Consider the following 18,418-nt stretch of genomic DNA (forward strand, 5'->3'; position numbering starts at 1 on the left):
TCAGCATCAGTAAGCGCGAGCCAAAGTGCCTCAGCTTCAGCATCTAACGACCAGAACTCAGCTTCTATCTCAGCAAGCGCGAGCCAGTCTGCGTCAGTATCAGCAAGCCAAAGCGCTTCAGCATCAGTAAGTGCAAGCATCAGTGCTTCAGTGAGCTCAAGTCAATCGGCTTCAGCATCTGTATCTGCAAGTCAAAGTGCTTCAACATCAGTAAGCGCCAGCCAAAGTGCCTCAGCTTCAGCATCTAACGACCAGAACTCAGCTTCTATCTCAGCAAGCGCGAGCCACTCTGCATCAGTATCAGCAAGCCAAAGCGCTTCAGCATCAGTAAGTGCAAGCATCAGTGCTTCAGTGAGCTCAAGTCAATCGGCTTCAGCATCAGTATCTGCAAGTCAAAGTGCTTCAACATCAGTAAGCGCCAGCCAAAGTGCCTCAGCTTCAGCATCAGTATCTGCAAGCCAAAGTGCTTCAGCTTCTGTAAGCTCAAGTCAATCAGCTTCAGCGTCAGTATCTGCAAGCCAAAGCACTTCAGCATCAGTATCTGCAAGCCAAAGCGCTTCAGCATCAGTATCTGCAAGCCAAAGCGCTTCAGCATCAGTATCTGCAAGTGAATCAGCTTCAGCATCAGTATCTGCAAGTCAATCAACTAGCGCATCAGTAAGTGCAAGCCAATCAGCATCAGCATCAGTAAGCTCAAGTGAATCAGCATCAGCATCAGTATCAGCTAGCCAATCAGCTTCAGCGTCTGTAAGTGCAAGCCAATCAGCTAGCGCATCAGTAAGTGCAAGTCAATCAGCAAGCGCATCAGTATCTGCAAGTGAATCAGCAAGCGCATCAGTAAGTGCAAGTCAATCAGCTTCAGCATCTGTATCAGCAAGCCAATCAGCTAGCGCATCTGTATCAGCAAGTCAATCAGCTTCAGCGTCAGTAAGTGCAAGCCAATCAACTTCAGCATCAGTAAGCTCAAGCCAATCAGCTTCAGCATCAGTATCANCAAGCCAATCAGCTTCAGCATCAGTATCTGCAAGTCAATCAGCTTCAGCATCAGTAAGCNCAAGCCAATCAGCTTCAGCATCAGTATCTGCAAGCCAATCAGCTTCAGCNTCTGTAAGCTCAAGCCAATCAGNTTCAGCATCNGTATCNGCAAGCCAATCAGCAAGCGCATCAGTAAGCTCAAGCGAATCAGCTTCAGCGTCTGTATCTGCAAGTGAATCAACTTCAGCGTCTGTATCTGCAAGTGAATCAACTTCAGCATCAGTATCTGCAAGTGAATCAGCTTCAGCATCAGTATCTGCAAGCCAATCAACTAGCGCATCAGTAAGCTCAAGTGAATCAACTTCAGCATCTGTAAGTGCAAGCCAATCAGCTTCAGCGTCTGTAAGTGCAAGCCAATCAGCAAGCGCATCAGTAAGCTCAAGTCAATCAACTTCAGCATCAGTAAGCTCAAGCCAATCAGCTTCAGCATCAGTATCTGCAAGCCAATCAGCTTCAGCTTCTGTAAGCTCAAGCCAATCAGCTTCAGCATCTGTATCAGCAAGCCAATCAGCTAGCGCATCTGTATCAGCAAGTCAAANCGCTTCAGCATCTGTATCAGCAAGCCAATCAGCTAGCGCATCTGTATCAGCAAGTCAATCAGCTTCAGCGTCTGTATCAGCAAGTCAATCAGCTTCAGCATCTGTATCAGCAAGCCAATCAGCAAGCGCATCAGTAAGCTCAAGTCAATCAACTTCAGCATCAGTATCTGCAAGCCAATCAGCTTCAGCGTCTGTAAGTGCAAGTCAATCAGCTTCAGCATCTGTATCAGCTAGTCAATCAGCTTCAGCATCTGTATCAGCTAGTCAATCAACTTCAGCATCAGTATCTGCAAGCCAATCAGCTTCAGCGTCTGTAAGTGCAAGCCAATCAGCAAGCGCATCAGTAAGCTCAAGTCAATCAACTTCAGCATCAGTAAGCTCAAGCCAATCAGCTTCAGCATCAGTATCTGCAAGCCAATCAGCTTCAGCTTCTGTAAGCTCAAGCCAATCAGCTTCAGCATCAGTATCTGCAAGTGAATCAGCTTCAGCATCTGTATCAGCAAGTCAAAGCGCTTCAGCATCTGTATCAGCAAGCCAATCAGCTAGCGCATCTGTATCAGCAAGTCAATCAGCTTCAGCGTCAGTAAGTGCAAGCCAATCAACTAGCGCATCAGTATCTGCAAGCCAATCAGCTTCAGCGTCTGTAAGTGCGAGCCACTCAGCAAGCACAAGCATGAGCAACAGCGTATCCGAATCAATCAGTGCTAGCCAATCAGTAAGCACAAGTTTGAGCAACAGCGTATCAGCGTCAATCAGTACAAGCCAATCAGTAAGCACAAGCTTGAGCAACAGCGTGTCCGCATCAATCAGTGCATCTGAATCAGCAAGCACAAGCTTGAGCAACAGCGTGTCTGCCTCAATCAGTGCAAGCCAATCAGCAAGCACAAGCTTGAGCAACAGCGTATCTGCCTCAATCAGTGCATCTGAATCAGCAAGTACAAGCTTGAGCAACAGCGTGTCTGCCTCAATTAGTGCGAGCCACTCAGCAAGCACAAGCTTGAGCAACAGCGTATCTGCTTCAATCAGTGCGAGCCAATCAGCAAGCACAAGCTTGAGNAACAGCGTGTCTGCCTCAATCAGTGCATCTGAATCAGCAAGCACAAGCTTGAGCAACAGCGTATCTGCATCAATCAGTGCGAGCCAATCAGCAAGNACAAGCTTGAGCAACAGCGTGTCTGCTTCAATCAGTGCGAGCCAATCAGCAAGCACAAGCTTGAGCAACAGCGTGTCTGCTTCAATTAGTGCATCTGAATCAGCAAGCACAAGNTTGAGCAACAGCGTATCTGCTTCAATTAGTGCTTCAGNATCAGCAAGCACAAGCATGAGCAACAGCGTGTCTGCTTCAATCAGTGCGAGCCAATCAGCAAGCACAAGCTTGAGCAACAGCGTGTCTGCTTCAATTAGTGCGAGCCAATCAGCAAGCACAAGCTTGAGCAACAGCGTATCTGCCTCAATCAGTGCATCTGAATCAGCAAGCACAAGCATGAGCAACAGCGTGTCTGCTTCAATCAGTGCGAGCCAATCAGCAAGCACAAGCATGAGCAACAGCGTGTCTGCTTCAATTAGTGCATCTGAATCAGCAAGTACAAGCTTGAGTAACAGCGTATCTGCTTCAATCAGTGCTTCAGTATCAGCAAGCACAAGCTTGAGCAACAGCGTGTCAGCCTCAATCAGTGCGAGCCAATCAGCAAGCACAAGCATGAGCAACAGCGTGTCAGCATCAATCAGTGCATCTGAATCAGCAAGCACAAGCATGAGCAACAGCGTGTCTGCTTTAATCAGTGCGAGCCAATCAGCAAGCACAAGCTTGAGTAACAGCGTGTCTGCTTCAATCAGTGCGAGCCAATCAGCAAGCACAAGCTTGAGTAACAGCGTATCTGCCTCAATCAGTGCATCTGAATCAGCAAGCACAAGCATGAGCAACAGCGTGTCAGCATCAATCAGTGCATCTGAATCAGCAAGCACAAGCTTGAGCAACAGCGTGTCTGTTTCAATTAGTGCGAGCCAATCAGCAAGCACAAGCTTGAGTAACAGCGTATCTGCTTCAATCAGTGCGAGCCAATCAGCAAGCACAAGCATGAGCAACAGCGTGTCTGCTTCAATCAGTGCGAGCCAATCAGCAAGCACAAGCTTGAGCAACAGCGTGTCAGCCTCAATTAGTGCATCTGAATCAGCAAGCACAAGCTTGAGTAACAGCGTATCTGCTTCAATCAGTGCGAGCCAATCAGCAAGCACAAGCTTGAGTAACAGCGTATCTGCTTCAATTAGTGCTTCAGTATCAGCAAGCACAAGCATGAGCAACAGCGTGTCTGCTTTAATCAGTGCGAGCCAATCAGCAAGCACAAGCATGAGCAACAGCGTGTCTGCTTCAATTAGTGCGAGCCACTCAGCAAGCACAAGTTTGAGCAATAGCGTATCAGCCTCAATCAGTGCATCTGAATCAGCAAGCAACAACTCAAGTAGTACTTCAGTTTCAACAAGTACTTCAGTAAGCTTGAGCAATAGCGTTTCAAGCAGTTTGAGTACAAGTGCGTCACAACAATCTAACTCATTCAGCTATAGTAAGGGTGAGCCAACAAGCGAATCTAAGCCAGAGTTTAACCTTCCTAGCTACCTTGAATCTGTAAGTGCAAGTGAGTCAGTTTCACTCAGCAAGTCAGTAAGTGTATCATTGAGCGATAGTACTTCTACTTCAATCAGCGCAAGTGAGTCAGTCTCAACAAGCGCAAGCTTGAGTGACAGCATTTCTGCCTCAATCAGTGCAAGCAACAACTCAGGTAATGGTTCAGGTTCAACAAGCACAAGCAATGGCTCAGCTAGTCAATCAGCTAGCGCATCAGTATCTGCAAGTCAAAGCACTTCAGCGTCTGTATCAGCTAGCCAATCAGCTTCAATCAGTGCAAGCAACAACTCAGGTAGTGGTTCAGGTTCAACAAGTACAAGCAATGGTTCAGGCGATGCCTCAACTTCAGCAAGTACTTCAGTAAGCTTGAGCAACAGCGTAAGTGCTTCAATCAGCACAAGTGAATCAGTTTCAACAAGCACAAGCTTGAGCAATAGCGCAAGTACCTCAGCTAGCTTGTCTGACAGTGCTTCAATCTCAAGTGCATTGAACCACTCACAAGCTCCTGCCCAACAACCTGCTGGACCAGGACGTTCAAACGGTAGAAAACTTCCAAATACAGGAACTGCAAGTAACCAATTTGCTGGTCTTGGATTAGGAGTAGCTGCCTTGGCAACTGCCTCTCTTCTTGGCAAGAAGAAGAAATCAGCAGCTTCTGAAATGGATTTAGAAGACTAAGTCCCAAAAATCGACTAAAATGAAATTGTTGATATCATTTTAGCGATGAAAACAAAAACCCCGGATAGCTCAAGGCTATCTGGGGTTTTTGGGCTTTTTGTCAACTGTAGAGAGTGACATCTAATTAAGCATGAGAGAGAATCAGATTGGTTCTCTCTTTTCTAACATTCAAAGTGACGAGAACTATCACTCTAAATTTTTGAAATTTTGAAAATCAAATACTAGACATCTTATATTCTTGCTGATTGCTTCCAACTTAGTATTGAAATGAAGGGATTCAAGGATATTATTGATATAGGATTTAGATTTAAGAAAAGTTTGAAATAGCGTCTGAAAAGGAGTGGATGCCCCATCAATTTTATTTTTGATGGATTTCCATTTCTAAACCTCCCAAAGAACTTAATGATGTCTTACTGGTTATTAATCACTACCAAAGAGAATATCCGAATTACAAGACAGCTTTTAAAGCACTTAGGAATAAGAGGTAAAAATATTACACTACTCATTGCATATACCTAACGAAATAGATAAAAATCTAAAATTTGTATAGAAAATAATATAATTTCGACCTTTTGTGACAGGAATTGCTTGACTAAATAAAACTAAAGCTGTATAATAAGGCAAATATCTAAAACAGGAGGTTCTGGAAATGAAAAAGTCTAAGGCCAAGTATCTGACACTGGCAGGTGTCGTATTAAGCGCAGGTATCCTATTGAGCGCATGTGGGAACTCAGCAAGTTCATCTAAAACATATAACTATGTCTATTCTAGTGATCCATCTAGTTTGAACTATCTAGCAGAGAACCGTGCAACAACCAATGATATCGTTACCAATCTGGTAGATGGTTTGATGGAAAATGACCAATATGGTAACTATGTTCCATCTTTGGCAGAGGATTGGACCGTTTCCAAGGACGGTTTGACTTATACCTACAAACTTCGTAAAGATGCCAAGTGGTATACATACGAAGGTGAAGAATACGCACCTGTAACTGCTCAAGACTTTGTGACAGGTTTGAAATATGCGGCAGATAAAAAATCTGAAGCCTTGTACTTGGTTCAAGACTCTGTAGCAGGTTTGGATGACTATATCAACGGTAAAACAACAGACTTTTCAACTGTCGGTGTGAAGGCGATTGATGACCAAACAGTTCAGTACACTTTGACACGTCCAGAATCTTATTGGAATTCTAAAACAACTTCAACCATTCTCTTCCCTGTCAATGCGGATTTCTTGAAATCAAAAGGGGATGATTTTGGTAAGGTAGACCCTTCTAGCATTTTGTACAATGGACCTTTCTTGATGAAATCATTTGTTTCAAAATCTGTTATCGAATACAAGAAAAATCCGAACTACTGGGATGCTAAAAATGTCTTTGTGGACGATGTGAAATTGACTTACTATGATGGTAGTGACCAAGATGCCCTAGCTCGTAACTTTGTAGAAGGAGTCTACAGCTACGCGCGTCTCTATCCAAATAGCTCAAGCTTTGAAGGAATTAAAGAGAAGAACAAGGATAACATCATCTATAGTATGCAAACCGCAACTTCTTATTACTTGAACTTCAACTTGGACAGAAAATCTTATAACTTCACTTCTAAGTCCTCAGATATCGAAAAGAAATCAACACAAGAAGCAGTTCTGAATAAAAACTTCCGTCAAGCCTTCAACTATGCTTATAACCGTACAGCCTATGGAGCTCAATCTCAAGGGGAAGATGGAGCAACGAAGATTATTCGTAACCTAGTGGTACCTCCTACATTTGTAAGTATCAACGGAAAAGACTTTGGCGATGTTGTTTCAGAAAAGATGGTCAACTATGGTCAAGAATGGCAAGGAATCAACTTTGCAGACGCGCAAGATCCATACTACAATCCTGACAAGGCTAAGGCTAAATTTGCTGAAGCTAAGAAAGAATTGGAAGCTAAGGGTGTGCAATTCCCAATTCACTTGGATGTATCAGTTGACCAATCAGCTAAAAAAGGTGTACTTGAAGCAAGTTCTTTAAAACAATCCATCGAATCTGTTCTAGGAGCTGAGAATGTGGTTATTGATATCCAACAATTATCAACAGATGACTTCGATAATTCTAGCTACCTCGCTCAAACGGCAGCTCAAAAAGACTTTGATATCTATAATGGCGGTTGGAGTGCTGACTACTTGGATCCATCAAGCTATCTAGATATCCTAAATGTCAATAACGGCGGTATGTTGCAAAACCTTGGTCTAGAACCAGGTGAGGTCAATGACAAGGCTAAGGCAGTTGGTCTGGATACTTACACTCAAATGTTAGAAGAAGCTAACAAGGAGCAAGATCCAGCGAAACGTTATGAAAAATATGCAGAAATTCAAGCTTGGCTCGTTGATAGCGCCCTTGCAATTCCAAACGTTTCCCTTGGTGGAACACCTAGCTTGAGAAAGACAGTTCCATTCTCAGCACCATTCTCACAAGCAGGAAATAAGGGTGTGGAATCATACAAGTACCTCAAGTTACAAGATAAGACTGTAACGGCTGATGAGTATGAAAAAGCTAAAGAAAAATGGCTGAAAGAAAAAGAAGAATCCAATAAAAAAGCCCAAGAAGAATTGGCAAAACACGTTAAATAACCAGTCTATTCAACAGGAAAAACGATAGTTTCTAAAAGAACTATCGTTTTTATATAGTTTGAAACTATAACTAGCTCTTGAAAACAAGAAAATGAGTTAGTGAAAATAAGTGGTACAATAGTTACTATAGATTTGGAGGTATTGTATGAGCAAAGAACTACACATCAACACAATTTTGGCCCAGGCGGGTATCAAGTCAGATAAGACGACAGGTGCCTTGGTGACGCCGCTTCATTTTTCAACAACTTATCAGCATCCAGAATTCGGTCAGTCTACTGGTTTTGACTATACGCGCACTAAAAACCCAACTCGCAGTAAGGTGGAGGAAGTCTTGGCAGCTATTGAGTCAGCAGACTATGCCCTAGCGACGAGCTCAGGTATGGCTGCGATTGTACTGGCTTTTAGTGTTTTTCCAGTAGGAAGTAAAGTCTTGGCTGTGCGAGATCTTTATGGGGGTTCTTTCCGATGGTTCAACCAAGTGGAGCAAGAAGGCCGTTTCCATTTTACCTATGCCAATACGGAAGCAGAGTTGATTGCTGAGCTGGAAAATGATGTGGATGTTCTCTACATCGAAACGCCGACTAATCCCTTGATGTTGGAATTTGATATTGCAAAACTAGCCAAACTAGCTCATGCCAAGGGTGCCAAGGTAGTGGTGGACAATACCTTCTACAGTCCGATTTACCAACGTCCGATTGAAGACGGTGCGGATATCGTTCTTCATTCAGCAACCAAGTACTTGGCAGGGCACAATGATGTTTTGGCTGGGGTGGTTGTGACTAATAGTTTAGAACTATATGAACAACTTTTCTACAATTTGAATACGACTGGTGCGGTCTTGTCACCATTTGATAGTTATCAGTTGATTCGTGGACTTAAAACCCTACCTCTTCGTATGGAGCGTTCTACAGCCAATGCCCAAGAAGTGGTTGCTTTTTTGAAGGGTTCACCTGCTGTCAAGGAAGTGCTCTATACAGGACGTGGAGGCATGATTTCCTTTAAAGTAGTGGATGAAAAACGTATTCCTCATATTTTAAATAGCTTGAAGGTCTTCTCTTTTGCGGAAAGTTTGGGTGGGGTAGAAAGTCTGATCACCTATCCGACAACCCAGACTCATGCGGATATTCCAGCAGAAGTGCGCCATTCCTATGGATTGACAGATGATCTCTTGCGTTTGTCTATTGGGATTGAGGATGCTAGAGATTTGATTGCGGACTTGCGCCAAGCCTTGGAAGGATAAGACAAATATGGGAAAGTATGATTTTACAAGCCTGCCCAATCGTTTTGGGCACCATACCTATAAATGGAAAGAAGCAGAAGCTGATCGAGAAGTTCTACCAGCTTGGATAGCAGATATGGACTTTGTGGTTTTGCCTGAGGTTCGACAAGCTGTACAAGCCTATGCAGATCAGTTGGTCTATGGCTATACTTATGCAAGCGACGCTTTGATAAAGTCGATTCAGGACTGGGAAGCCAATCAACATGGGTATCACTTTGACAAGGATGCCCTCGTCTTTATTGAGGGAGTGGTGCCAGCTATTTCAACAGCTATTCAAGCCTTTACAAAAGAAGGAGAGGCTGTTCTGATTAACACACCAGTCTATCCACCTTTTGCTCGCAGTGTCAAACTGAACAATCGCAGATTGATTACCAATTCTTTGGTGGAAAAGAATGGTCTGTTTGAGATTGACTTTGACCAGCTGGAGAAGGAATTGGTGGAAGAGGATGTGAAGCTTTATATCCTTTGCAATCCTCACAATCCTGGTGGACGTGTTTGGGAAAAGGAAGTGTTAGAAAAGATTGGGCATCTCTGCCAAAAACATGGTGTTTTGTTGGTTTCAGATGAGATTCACCAAGATTTGGCCCTCTTTGGTCACAAACACCAGTCTTTCAACACCATTGATCCTACCTTTAAAGACTTTGCCCTTATCTTGAGCAGTGCCACTAAAACCTTTAATATTGCTGGGACCAAGAATTCCTATGCAGTTATTGAAAATCCAAAGCTTCGAGCGGCCTTCCGAAAACGTCAGTTGGCCAATAACCAGCATGAGATCTCAGGCTTGGGCTATTTGGCGACAGAAGCTGCCTATCGTTATGGCAAGGACTGGTTAGGAGAGTTAAAGGAAGTCTTTGAAGACCACATTAACTATGTAGTGGATGTTTTGGGCAACGAAACCAAGATTAAGGTCATGAAACCGCAAGGTACCTACTTGATTTGGCTTGATTTTTCAGCCTATGACCTAACCGATGACCGTTTGCAAGAGCTTTTGAGGAATGAAGCCAAGGTTATCTTGAACCGAGGTTTGGACTTTGGGGAGGAGGGAGCTCTTCATGCCCGCCTCAATGTAGCTATGCCGAAGTCAGTATTAGAAGAGGTTTGCCAACGCATCGTGACCACTTTTGCTACACTTTAAAAATCGAGCCTTCTAGGAGAAAAGTCTTCCTAGAAGGCTATTTTCATAGGGGAAAATGTGGTATAATGAAAAGATAAGATAAAGGGGTAACTATGGCTAAATTGATTCCGGGAAAGTTGCGCATGGAGGGTGTTACTCTCTATGAGACAGGCAACATTGAGATTATCAAGGAAAAAGGGAATCGCCTCTATACACGTGTAGCTGGAGAAGACTTGCGCTACAGTTTAGAGGATGATCTTGTTTTTTGTGCTTGTGATTTTTTCCAAAAAAGAGGTTACTGTGTTCACCTCGCAGCGCTCGAGCATTATCTGAAAAATGATGAAGAAGGCCAAGTGATTTTACAAGCCTTAGAAAAAGGACATGAAGAGCAAGAAGAGGTCGAAACCAAGGTTAGTTTTGGTGGTAGTTTTTTGGAGCGTATCCAACCTCAGAAGAGAGAGAAAATCTACACTTTGTCGGCTCAAGGTCAGGTGGAAGCTGGAACCAATCGCCTCCTTTGGACTCTCCGAATCGGTTTAGTTGATAGTCAAAAATATTATGTCATTCGTGACATCCCACTCTTTTTGAAGGTCCTAGTCCATCGAAAGCCATATATGATTGGGAAACACTATGAAAATGACTTGTCTTGGGATGCTTTTGATACAGCTAGTCAAGAAGTTCTTACTTTTTTATGTGGCTTGATTGAGGAGGGACTGAGTCAAGAGCTCTTTTTTCCTAATCAAGGTCGTCACCTCTTTTTTCCTCTGACCTTTTTTGAGCAGGGAGTGGAGTTGCTGATGAACTTGGAGGATTTTCATTTTGAACACCAGATAGATAGTTATGAAAATCTTCTCTTTCATGATTTAGATCCCGATGCAGAACTGTTCTCTTTTTCAGTGCAGGAGTATCCCGATTATTTTGAGATGGAGATTTCTGAAAGTGAGCGAGTCAACGTATTCTATGGGGGAGCGGTTCTCTTTCGTAAGGGGAATCTTTATCTCTTAAACCCTAAACAAATCAGTCTCCTAAAGGAAATCAAGGAGCTTCCTCAGGAGGAGAGAGGGAGAAAATGCCTCCAGTTTGACAACAGTGATCGTGACCGTCTGGCCGCTTGTCTGCGTTTGTTTGGACAGCTAGGCACAGTGTCTGCCCCTGAGCGCTTGCAAATCAGACCCTTTTCACCAAGCTTTTACTTTGATAGGGAGGATGACGGCCGCATTCGCTTGAATATCCAGTTTGACTATGGAGATGTTAAGGTGACTAGTCGTCAACAGCTGGAACAATTACCATTTTCAAGCGATGCCGTCTTGGAAAATCAGCTATTTCAAGTCTGCTTAGGGGCTGGCTTTGAGGCTGATTTTCAGTCTTGGAGACAGGCTTTGAAGCCAGAATCGGTTTATTCTTTCTTTCACCATACGATTCTAGCTTTTGAGAAGTTGGGTCAGGTCTTCTTATCTGATGAGATAAATCAGCTCTACAGCGTCCAAGCTCCTCAGGTTCAGATTGAGTCCAAGGGAGGATTGTTAGAAATCCAGTTCGATTTCCAAGGGATTGCCCAAGAAGAGATTGATCAAGCTCTTAAAGCCCTGACCAGCAATCAGGATTTCTATATCAGTTCTTCTGACCAAGTGTACTTTTTTGATGAGGAAACTAAGCAGATTCGTCAAAATTTACAGGAACTGGGGGTTGAGCTAAAAGATGGTTCTTTCCAAGCGCGAAAATCTCTGGCTTATAGCCTTTCTCAGCTTTTTAAAGGTCGAGACAGGATCTCCTTCTCAGAGGAATTTCAGCATTTAGCTCATGATTTGACCCATCCTGAGGACTTTCCTTTAGGAGACATAGAGGTTCAAGCGAGTTTGAGAGACTACCAAGAAAAGGGAGTACGATGGCTCCAGATGCTTCACCACTATGGTTTTGGAGGCATTTTGGCAGACGATATGGGACTGGGAAAAACACTGCAAACTATTGCTTTTTTAACTAGTCAGGTGACAGAAGATAGTCGGGTCTTGATTTTAGCGCCGTCAGGTTTGATCTACAATTGGGCAGATGAATTTAGAAAATTTGCACCACAGTTGGATTTGGCTGTTGTTCATGGTTTGAAAGCGAATCGAGAAGCGATTCTTTCTGAAAATCACCAAATCTATGTGACTAGCTATGCCACCTTTCGTCAAGACAGCGAGCTTTATCAAGAGATGGCTTTTGATTTTCTCTTCTTAGATGAAGCTCAGGTCATGAAAAATGCCCAAACCAAGATTGCTCAGAGTTTGCGCCAGTTTGTGGTGCCAGCAGTTTTTGCTTTGTCAGGTACGCCCATCGAAAACCATTTAGGAGAGTTGTGGTCTATCTTTCAAATTGTGCTTCCGGGGCTCTTACCAAGTAAAAAGGAGTTTATGAAATTACCGGCTGACCGAGTCGCGCAGTTTATCAAACCCTTCGTCATGAGGCGTAAGAAAGAAGAAGTTCTTACAGAACTGCCTGACCTGATTGAAGTCGTCTATAAAAATGAACTGGAAGACCAGCAGAAGGCCATCTATCTCGCCCAGTTGCAACAGATGCGAGACCGCCTAGCGCAAGTGACAGATCAAGAATTCCAGAGAAGTCGGGTAGAAATCTTATCTGGTCTCATGCGTTTGCGCCAGATCTGCGATACGCCAGCCCTCTTCATAGACGATTACCAAGGAGCCAGTGGTAAATTGGATAGTCTCCGAGATTTATTGCTACAAGTGGCTGATGGTGGGCATCGGGTCTTGATTTTCTCTCAATTTAAAGGAATGTTGGAAAAAATCGAGCAAGAGCTCCCAAATTTGGACTTGACTTCCTTCAAAATCACAGGTTCAACTCCTGCTCATGACAGACAGGAGATGACCAAGGCCTTTAACCAAGGGGAGAGAGATGCCTTTCTCATCTCCCTGAAGGCAGGTGGAGTCGGTCTTAATCTAACGGGAGCTGATACCGTCATCCTAGTGGACCTCTGGTGGAATCCCGCTGTCGAAGCACAGGCTATCGGAAGAGCCCACCGCATGGGGCAGGAGCAGATGGTCGAGGTCTATCGTTTGATTACCAAGGGGACCATTGAAGAAAAAATCCAAGAACTTCAAGAACAAAAGAAACATTTGGTTTCCCAAGTTTTAGATGGTACGGAGTCGCGTGCGAGTCTCAGTCTGGCAGAAATTCGTGAAATTTTGGGAATTTCTGAAGCCAGCACTTGAAAAATCAAGACAATACGCTATAATGAAGTGTTGAAAGGAAATACAAAATGAAACAAGATCGATTTCCATTGGTGTCAGATGATGAGATCATGCTGACCGAAATGCCAGTCATGGACTTGTACGATGAGTCAGACTTTATTAGCAATATCAAAGGTGATTACCGCGATAAGAACTATTTGGAATGGTCTCCTATCAATGAGGAAGAAACCGTAGTTTCTCCAGTGGTTAGCAAAAAGCCAGAATCAGCTCCAGAACCTAAAAAAGTTGAAAAAACGTATGCTGAATTGGCTCGAGAAGAGGCGCGTGCGGATCTGAAGAAGAAACGTTCAGCCAAGTATTTGACTCAGGATGTTAGTCATACTAGACGACACAATGGTTCAACACTTGTTCGTCAAGGAAACCAACCAACAGCACCATTTCAAAAGGAAAATCCAGGTGAGTTTGCCAAGTTTAGCAAAAACTTGATCCAGTCTCACTATATTCTAGCTGAAGAGGTTGGCCAAGTGGCGACTCCAACTCCGAAAACCCAAACGGGAAAAAATAAAAAGAACAACTATGATTTTCTAAAGAAGAGTCAAATCTATAATAAAAAGAATAAGCAAACAGAACAGGAACGTCAGGTTGCCCAAGAGTTGAATCTGACAAGAATTACTGAGTAGGGGAGAAAAGCATGTCAAAAACATATCATTTTATTGGAATCAAGGGATCAGGGATGAGTGCCTTGGCCTTGATGTTGCACCAAATGGGACACAAGGTTCAAGGATCAGACGTTGAAAAATATTACTTTACTCAACGTGGACTAGAGCAGGCAGGGATTGCGATTCTTCCTTTTGATGAAAAGAACTTACAAGGTGATGTGGAGATTATCGCTGGAAATGCCTTCCGTCCAGATAACAACGTTGAAATCGCCTATGCAGATCAAAATGGTATCAGCTACAAACGTTACCACGAATTCCTAGGTAGCTTTATGCGCGACTTTGTCAGCATGGGGGTGGCAGGAGCACATGGGAAAACTTCAACAACAGGTATGTTGTCACACGTCTTGTCTCACATCACAGACACCAGCTTCTTGATTGGGGATGGGACAGGGCGTGGTTCAGCCAATGCCAAATATTTTGTCTTTGAATCAGACGAATATGAGCGCCATTTCATGCCTTACCATCCTGAGTACTCTATCATCACCAACATTGACTTTGACCATCCAGACTACTTTACAAGTCTAGAGGACGTTTTCAATGCCTTTAACGACTATGCCAAACAAATTACCAAAGGTTTGTTTGTATACGGTGAGGATGCTGAGTTGCGTAAGATTACAGCCAATGCTCCAATCTATTACTATGGGTTTGAAGCTGAGGGCAATGACTTTGTAGCTAGTGATCTTCTTCGTTCAACAACTGGTTCAACCTTTACTGTTCACTTCCGTGGACAAGAGTTGGGTCAATTCCACATTCCAACCTTTGGTCGTCACAATATCATGAATGCGACAGCTGTTATCGGATTGCTTTACACAGCTGGATTTGATTTGAACTTGGTCCGTGAACACTTGAAAACTTTTGCAGGTGTCAAGCGTCGTTTCACTGAGAAAATTGTCAATGATACAGTGATCATTGATGACTTTGCCCACCATCCAACAGAAATCATCGCGACCTTGGATGCGGCTCGTCAGAAATACCCAAGCAAGGAAATCGTAGCAATCTTCCAACCGCATACCTTTACAAGAACCATCGCCTTGTTGGATGATTTTGCACGAGCCTTGAATCAGGCAGATGCAGTCTACTTAGCGCAAATCTATGGATCAGCACGTGAAGTGGACCATGGTGATGTTAAAGTAGAAGACTTAGCCAATAAAATCAACAAGAAACACCAAGTCATCACAGTTGAAAATGTTTCTCCACTCCTAGATCATGACAATGCTGTTTACGTCTTTATGGGTGCTGGAGACATCCAAACCTATGAATATTCATTTGAACGTCTCTTGTCAAACTTGACAAGCAACGTCCAATAAGGAAAACCAGATGGAAATTCCAATCACTATAAGGCAAGCCACCTTATCAGATTTAGAAGAAATGTTGGCGATTGAAGAAGCCAATCCTTCGTTAGAAGAGGCATTTAGCCGCCAATCCTTAGAAGAGAGTATCCGCAAGACTGCGGATACCTTTCTTGTAGCTGGGGATGAAAATCAGCTCGTGGGCTATGTTTTGGGAGAAGATCAGTCTATTCATCCCAAATGGATAGAAATAAAATCATTGACCATTCATCTTGACTATTGGGGACAAGGGCTGGGAACTCTTCTTCTTGCAGCCTTGAAACAGGTGACTGTCGAGCTAGATTACCAAGGTATTCTTTTGCAAAGTCCTGATGAGTTACTATCATATTTTGAAATGAATGGCTTTGTTGAGGAAGAAGTGACAGGGAGTCATTATGGCAGTGGTTCTGAATGGTATCTGACTTGGGCTAATCCTTTTTATCAGGAGGAAATATGAAAATCAGACAAGCAAGATTTTCGGATTTAGATCGTATTTTAGAGATAGAGCTTGAGAATTTCTCCCTTGAGGAAGCCATTCCTCGTTCCGTCTTTGAGGCGCATTTACGTGAAATTCAGACCAGCTTTCTCGTCGCTGAAAAAGAGGGACGTATCCTTGGCTACATTGAAGGTCCGGTCGTCCCACATCGTCATCTACAAGATCAATCCTTTACGGAAGAAGTAGAAGATCATAGTCCTCGATCTGGTGGTTATATCTCAGTAACGAGCCTGTCGGTAGCCAAGGAAGCGCAAGCTTTGGGAGTGGGGAAAAAACTACTGACGGCTCTGAAAGAAGTCGCTTTAGAACATGAACGAGAAGGAATTAACCTGACGTGTCATGATTATCTTATCGCCTATTACGAAAAACATGGATTTGTTAATGAAGGACTATCCCAATCTACCTATGCAGGTGAGACTTGGTATAACATGGTTTGGAAGCCTTGAAAACAAGAAATATAGTTGGAGAAAAATATCTTTTGTTGCTTTTCTGCGACTTTTAAGATATAATGTTATGGATTGCCAACAAGGAGGTAAAGCTTTTGAGCGAGAAATCAAGAGAAGAAGAAACATTAAGCTTTAAAGAACAGATTTTACGCGATTTAGAGAGAGTCAGAGAGAGAGAAAGAAGAGGGGAAGAAGAGGAAAGTCCGACCACCCCAACTCCATCTTCTCAAGTAACTCCACCCGCTCCTTCTGAACAAGAACCAAATCTTGCCACAGAAGGTTTAATGGTAGACTCTCTGTCAACTGTGGATGAAATCCTTAAAAATGCCCCAAGTGTGCCACCACGTCCAAGTTTTGAATCAAGCGAAGTGACAGCACCAGAATCAGAAGAGTCAAAACTAGAAGAGCCTGCACCAGCCAAGATTGATGCTGTAGAGCCTAAAAAGGAAGACAAAGAGTTTAACACTACTCCAACTAAAGTGGCTGTTTCCTATAAAACAGATGACAAAAAAGAAGAATCAGTCCCTCCTGTTGTGGAGAATGTAGTCCCGGCTCCAGTTGAGAAAGTTGATAACCTAGCGGATGCTCCACGACGCAGTCGTCGTGAAGGAACAAAGCCAGCTAAGAAAAAGAAGAAATCAAAAGCTAAAGGCTGTTTGCTAACTTTCCTAGTTCTCCTAGTGCTCGTAAGTATTGGTGGCTTCTTTGGTTATGGATACGTTCAAGAATCCTTGAAACCTGTTGATGCGAGCTCTAAGGATTATGTAACGGTTCAAATTCCAGAAGGTTCAAATATTCAAGAAATTGGGAGCACTTTGGAAAAATCTGGTTTGGTAAAACATGGACTTATCTTTAGCTTTTATGCTAAATATAAGGGCGCAGACTTAAAATCAGGTTATTACAACTTGAAGAAGAGCATGAGTACGGATGAATTGATCCAAGAATTGCAAAAGGGGGGAACTCCTGAACCTCAAGAACCAGCTCTTGCAAGCCTGACAATTCCAGAAGGATATACATTAGAGCAAATCGCTCAAACAGTAGGACAACTTCAAGGTGAATTTAAAGAACCTCTTACAGCGGATGCTTTCTTGGCAAAAGCTCAAGATGAGACCTTTATCTCTCAAGTAGTAGCAAAGTATCCAAACTTGCTTGGAAGTCTACCAACAAAAGATAGCGGGGTTCGTTATCGCCTAGAAGGTTACCTTTTCCCAGCAACTTATACCATCAAAGAAAGCACTACAGTTGAAAGTTTGATTGATGAGATGTTAGCTGCTATGGATAAGACCATGTCATCATATTACGCCTCAATTAAAGAAAAGAATCTGACAGTCAATGAATTACTCAGCATCGCTTCTCTTGTTGAAAAAGAAGGTGCCAAGACAGAAGACCGCAAGAAGATTGCTGGTGTCTTCTATAACCGCCTAAATCTCGGTATGCCGCTTCAAAGTAATATCGCTATCCTGTATGCCCAAGGCAAGCTTGGTCAAAAGATTAGCCTAGCGGATGATGCTGGAATTGATACAACGATTGATTCACCATACAATGTTTACACACACCTTGGTCTCATGCCTGGACCAGTTGATAGTCCAAGCCTCGATGCTATTGAAGCAAGTGTAAATCAGACAAAGAGTGAGTACTTGTACTTTGTAGCCAATGTCGAAGATGGTAAAGTATACTTTGCAACGACCAAAGAAGAACATGATCAAAACGTTGCAGAACACATCAATAGCAAATTAACACAATCAAGTAGTTCAAACTAAAATTATGTGGTTTTCCACATAATTTTGTTTTAAAAACAAATTAAGAAAAGAAAGTTGAGAAAAATGGCAGAAAAAACTTACCCAATGACCCTTGAAGAAAAGGAAAAACTTGAAAAAGAATTAGAAGAGTTGAAACTTGTTCGTCGTCCAGAAGTGGTAGAACGTATTAAAATCGCACGTTCATACGGAGACCTTTCAGAAAACAGTGAGTACGAAGCAGCTAAGGATGAGCAAGCTTTTGTTGAAGGACAAATTTCAAGCTTGGAAACTAAAATCCGCTATGCTGAAATCGTTAATAGCGATGCAGTTGCCCAAGATGAAGTGGCTATCGGCAAGACCGTAACGATTCAAGAAATCGGGGAAGATGACGAAGAAGTTTACATCATCGTCGGTTCTGCGGGTGCGGATGCTTTCGCTGGTAAGGTTTCAAATGAGAGCCCGATTGGACAAGCCTTGATCGGTAAAAAGACTGGTGATACAGCGACCATTGAGACACCAGTTGGTAGCTATGATGTAAAAATCTTGAAGGTTGAAAAAACAGCCTAGATAGGATGAAAAAGGAGTAGTGGAGATCTTGTCTTGCTCAACTCCTTTTTGGTTTTTTG

The 18,418-nt window shown here is 43.1% G+C and carries 11 protein-coding genes; all 11 read left to right on the plus strand.

Features of this window, described 5'->3' with window-relative positions:
- Positions 1–3,921: 3,921 nt before the first annotated feature.
- The 11 genes from D8805_RS10410 to greA all read left to right on the plus strand — a co-directional run bounded on the left by D8805_RS10410 (position 3,922) and on the right by greA (position 18,359).
- Positions 3,922–4,875, plus strand: coding sequence for an LPXTG cell wall anchor domain-containing protein (locus D8805_RS10410; protein ID WP_457920971.1), 954 nt, complete (start codon positions 3,922–3,924; stop codon positions 4,873–4,875).
- A 649-nt stretch (positions 4,876–5,524) separates the two neighbouring features.
- On the plus strand, positions 5,525–7,483 hold the full coding sequence (locus D8805_RS00020) for a peptide ABC transporter substrate-binding protein (RefSeq protein ID WP_000748532.1): 1,959 nt from the start codon (positions 5,525–5,527) through the stop codon (positions 7,481–7,483).
- A 145-nt stretch (positions 7,484–7,628) separates the two neighbouring features.
- Positions 7,629–8,723: a cystathionine gamma-synthase gene (locus tag D8805_RS00025; RefSeq protein ID WP_125415006.1), complete on the plus strand. Its 1,095-nt coding sequence runs from the start codon at positions 7,629–7,631 to the stop codon at positions 8,721–8,723.
- 7 nt (positions 8,724–8,730) lie between these two features.
- Complete coding sequence (locus D8805_RS00030) at positions 8,731–9,897, plus strand: MalY/PatB family protein (protein ID WP_125415007.1); 1,167 nt, start codon at positions 8,731–8,733, stop codon at positions 9,895–9,897.
- 92 nt (positions 9,898–9,989) lie between these two features.
- Entirely contained in the window at positions 9,990–13,085 is a 3,096-nt protein-coding gene (locus tag D8805_RS00035) for a DEAD/DEAH box helicase (RefSeq protein WP_125415008.1), read from the plus strand.
- A gap of 47 nt (positions 13,086–13,132) precedes the next feature.
- Positions 13,133–13,744, plus strand: a complete 612-nt coding sequence (locus tag D8805_RS00040; RefSeq protein ID WP_125415009.1) for a cystathionine gamma-synthase — start codon at positions 13,133–13,135, stop codon at positions 13,742–13,744.
- 11 nt (positions 13,745–13,755) lie between these two features.
- Entirely contained in the window at positions 13,756–15,090 is a 1,335-nt protein-coding gene (gene murC, locus D8805_RS00045; protein ID WP_125415010.1) for a UDP-N-acetylmuramate--L-alanine ligase, read from the plus strand.
- A gap of 10 nt (positions 15,091–15,100) precedes the next feature.
- Positions 15,101–15,568 carry a GNAT family N-acetyltransferase gene (locus tag D8805_RS00050; protein ID WP_125415011.1) on the plus strand — a complete coding sequence of 156 codons (468 nt, stop codon included), beginning with the start codon at positions 15,101–15,103 and terminating at the stop codon, positions 15,566–15,568.
- Positions 15,565–16,053 (plus strand): GNAT family N-acetyltransferase, encoded by a 489-nt coding sequence (locus D8805_RS00055; protein WP_125415012.1) that lies wholly within the window; start codon positions 15,565–15,567, stop codon positions 16,051–16,053. The genes D8805_RS00050 and D8805_RS00055 overlap by 4 nt, the downstream gene beginning before the upstream one ends.
- 62 nt (positions 16,054–16,115) lie before the next feature.
- The gene (mltG, locus tag D8805_RS00060; protein ID WP_125415013.1) at positions 16,116–17,813 is read left to right on the plus strand and encodes an endolytic transglycosylase MltG; all 1,698 of its coding nucleotides are present in this window, start codon (positions 16,116–16,118) and stop codon (positions 17,811–17,813) included.
- A 63-nt stretch (positions 17,814–17,876) separates the two neighbouring features.
- Positions 17,877–18,359, plus strand: coding sequence for a transcription elongation factor GreA (greA, locus tag D8805_RS00065; protein WP_000818755.1), 483 nt, complete (start codon positions 17,877–17,879; stop codon positions 18,357–18,359).
- Positions 18,360–18,418 lie beyond the last annotated feature (59 nt).

This window comes from Streptococcus oralis subsp. dentisani (assembly GCF_003944205.1).
GTDB lineage: Bacteria > Bacillota > Bacilli > Lactobacillales > Streptococcaceae > Streptococcus > Streptococcus oralis_BH.

Coding starts and splice junctions, on each gene's coding strand:
- D8805_RS10410 (WP_457920971.1), top strand. CDS start 3,922: ATGAGCAACAGCGTGTCTGCTTCAATTAGTGCGAGCCACTCAGCAAGC.
- D8805_RS00020 (WP_000748532.1), top strand. CDS start 5,525: ATGAAAAAGTCTAAGGCCAAGTATCTGACACTGGCAGGTGTCGTATTA.
- D8805_RS00025 (WP_125415006.1), top strand. CDS start 7,629: ATGAGCAAAGAACTACACATCAACACAATTTTGGCCCAGGCGGGTATC.
- D8805_RS00030 (WP_125415007.1), top strand. CDS start 8,731: ATGGGAAAGTATGATTTTACAAGCCTGCCCAATCGTTTTGGGCACCAT.
- D8805_RS00035 (WP_125415008.1), top strand. CDS start 9,990: ATGGCTAAATTGATTCCGGGAAAGTTGCGCATGGAGGGTGTTACTCTC.
- D8805_RS00040 (WP_125415009.1), top strand. CDS start 13,133: ATGAAACAAGATCGATTTCCATTGGTGTCAGATGATGAGATCATGCTG.
- murC (WP_125415010.1), top strand. CDS start 13,756: ATGTCAAAAACATATCATTTTATTGGAATCAAGGGATCAGGGATGAGT.
- D8805_RS00050 (WP_125415011.1), top strand. CDS start 15,101: ATGGAAATTCCAATCACTATAAGGCAAGCCACCTTATCAGATTTAGAA.
- D8805_RS00055 (WP_125415012.1), top strand. CDS start 15,565: ATGAAAATCAGACAAGCAAGATTTTCGGATTTAGATCGTATTTTAGAG.
- mltG (WP_125415013.1), top strand. CDS start 16,116: ATGTTATGGATTGCCAACAAGGAGGTAAAGCTTTTGAGCGAGAAATCA.
- greA (WP_000818755.1), top strand. CDS start 17,877: ATGGCAGAAAAAACTTACCCAATGACCCTTGAAGAAAAGGAAAAACTT.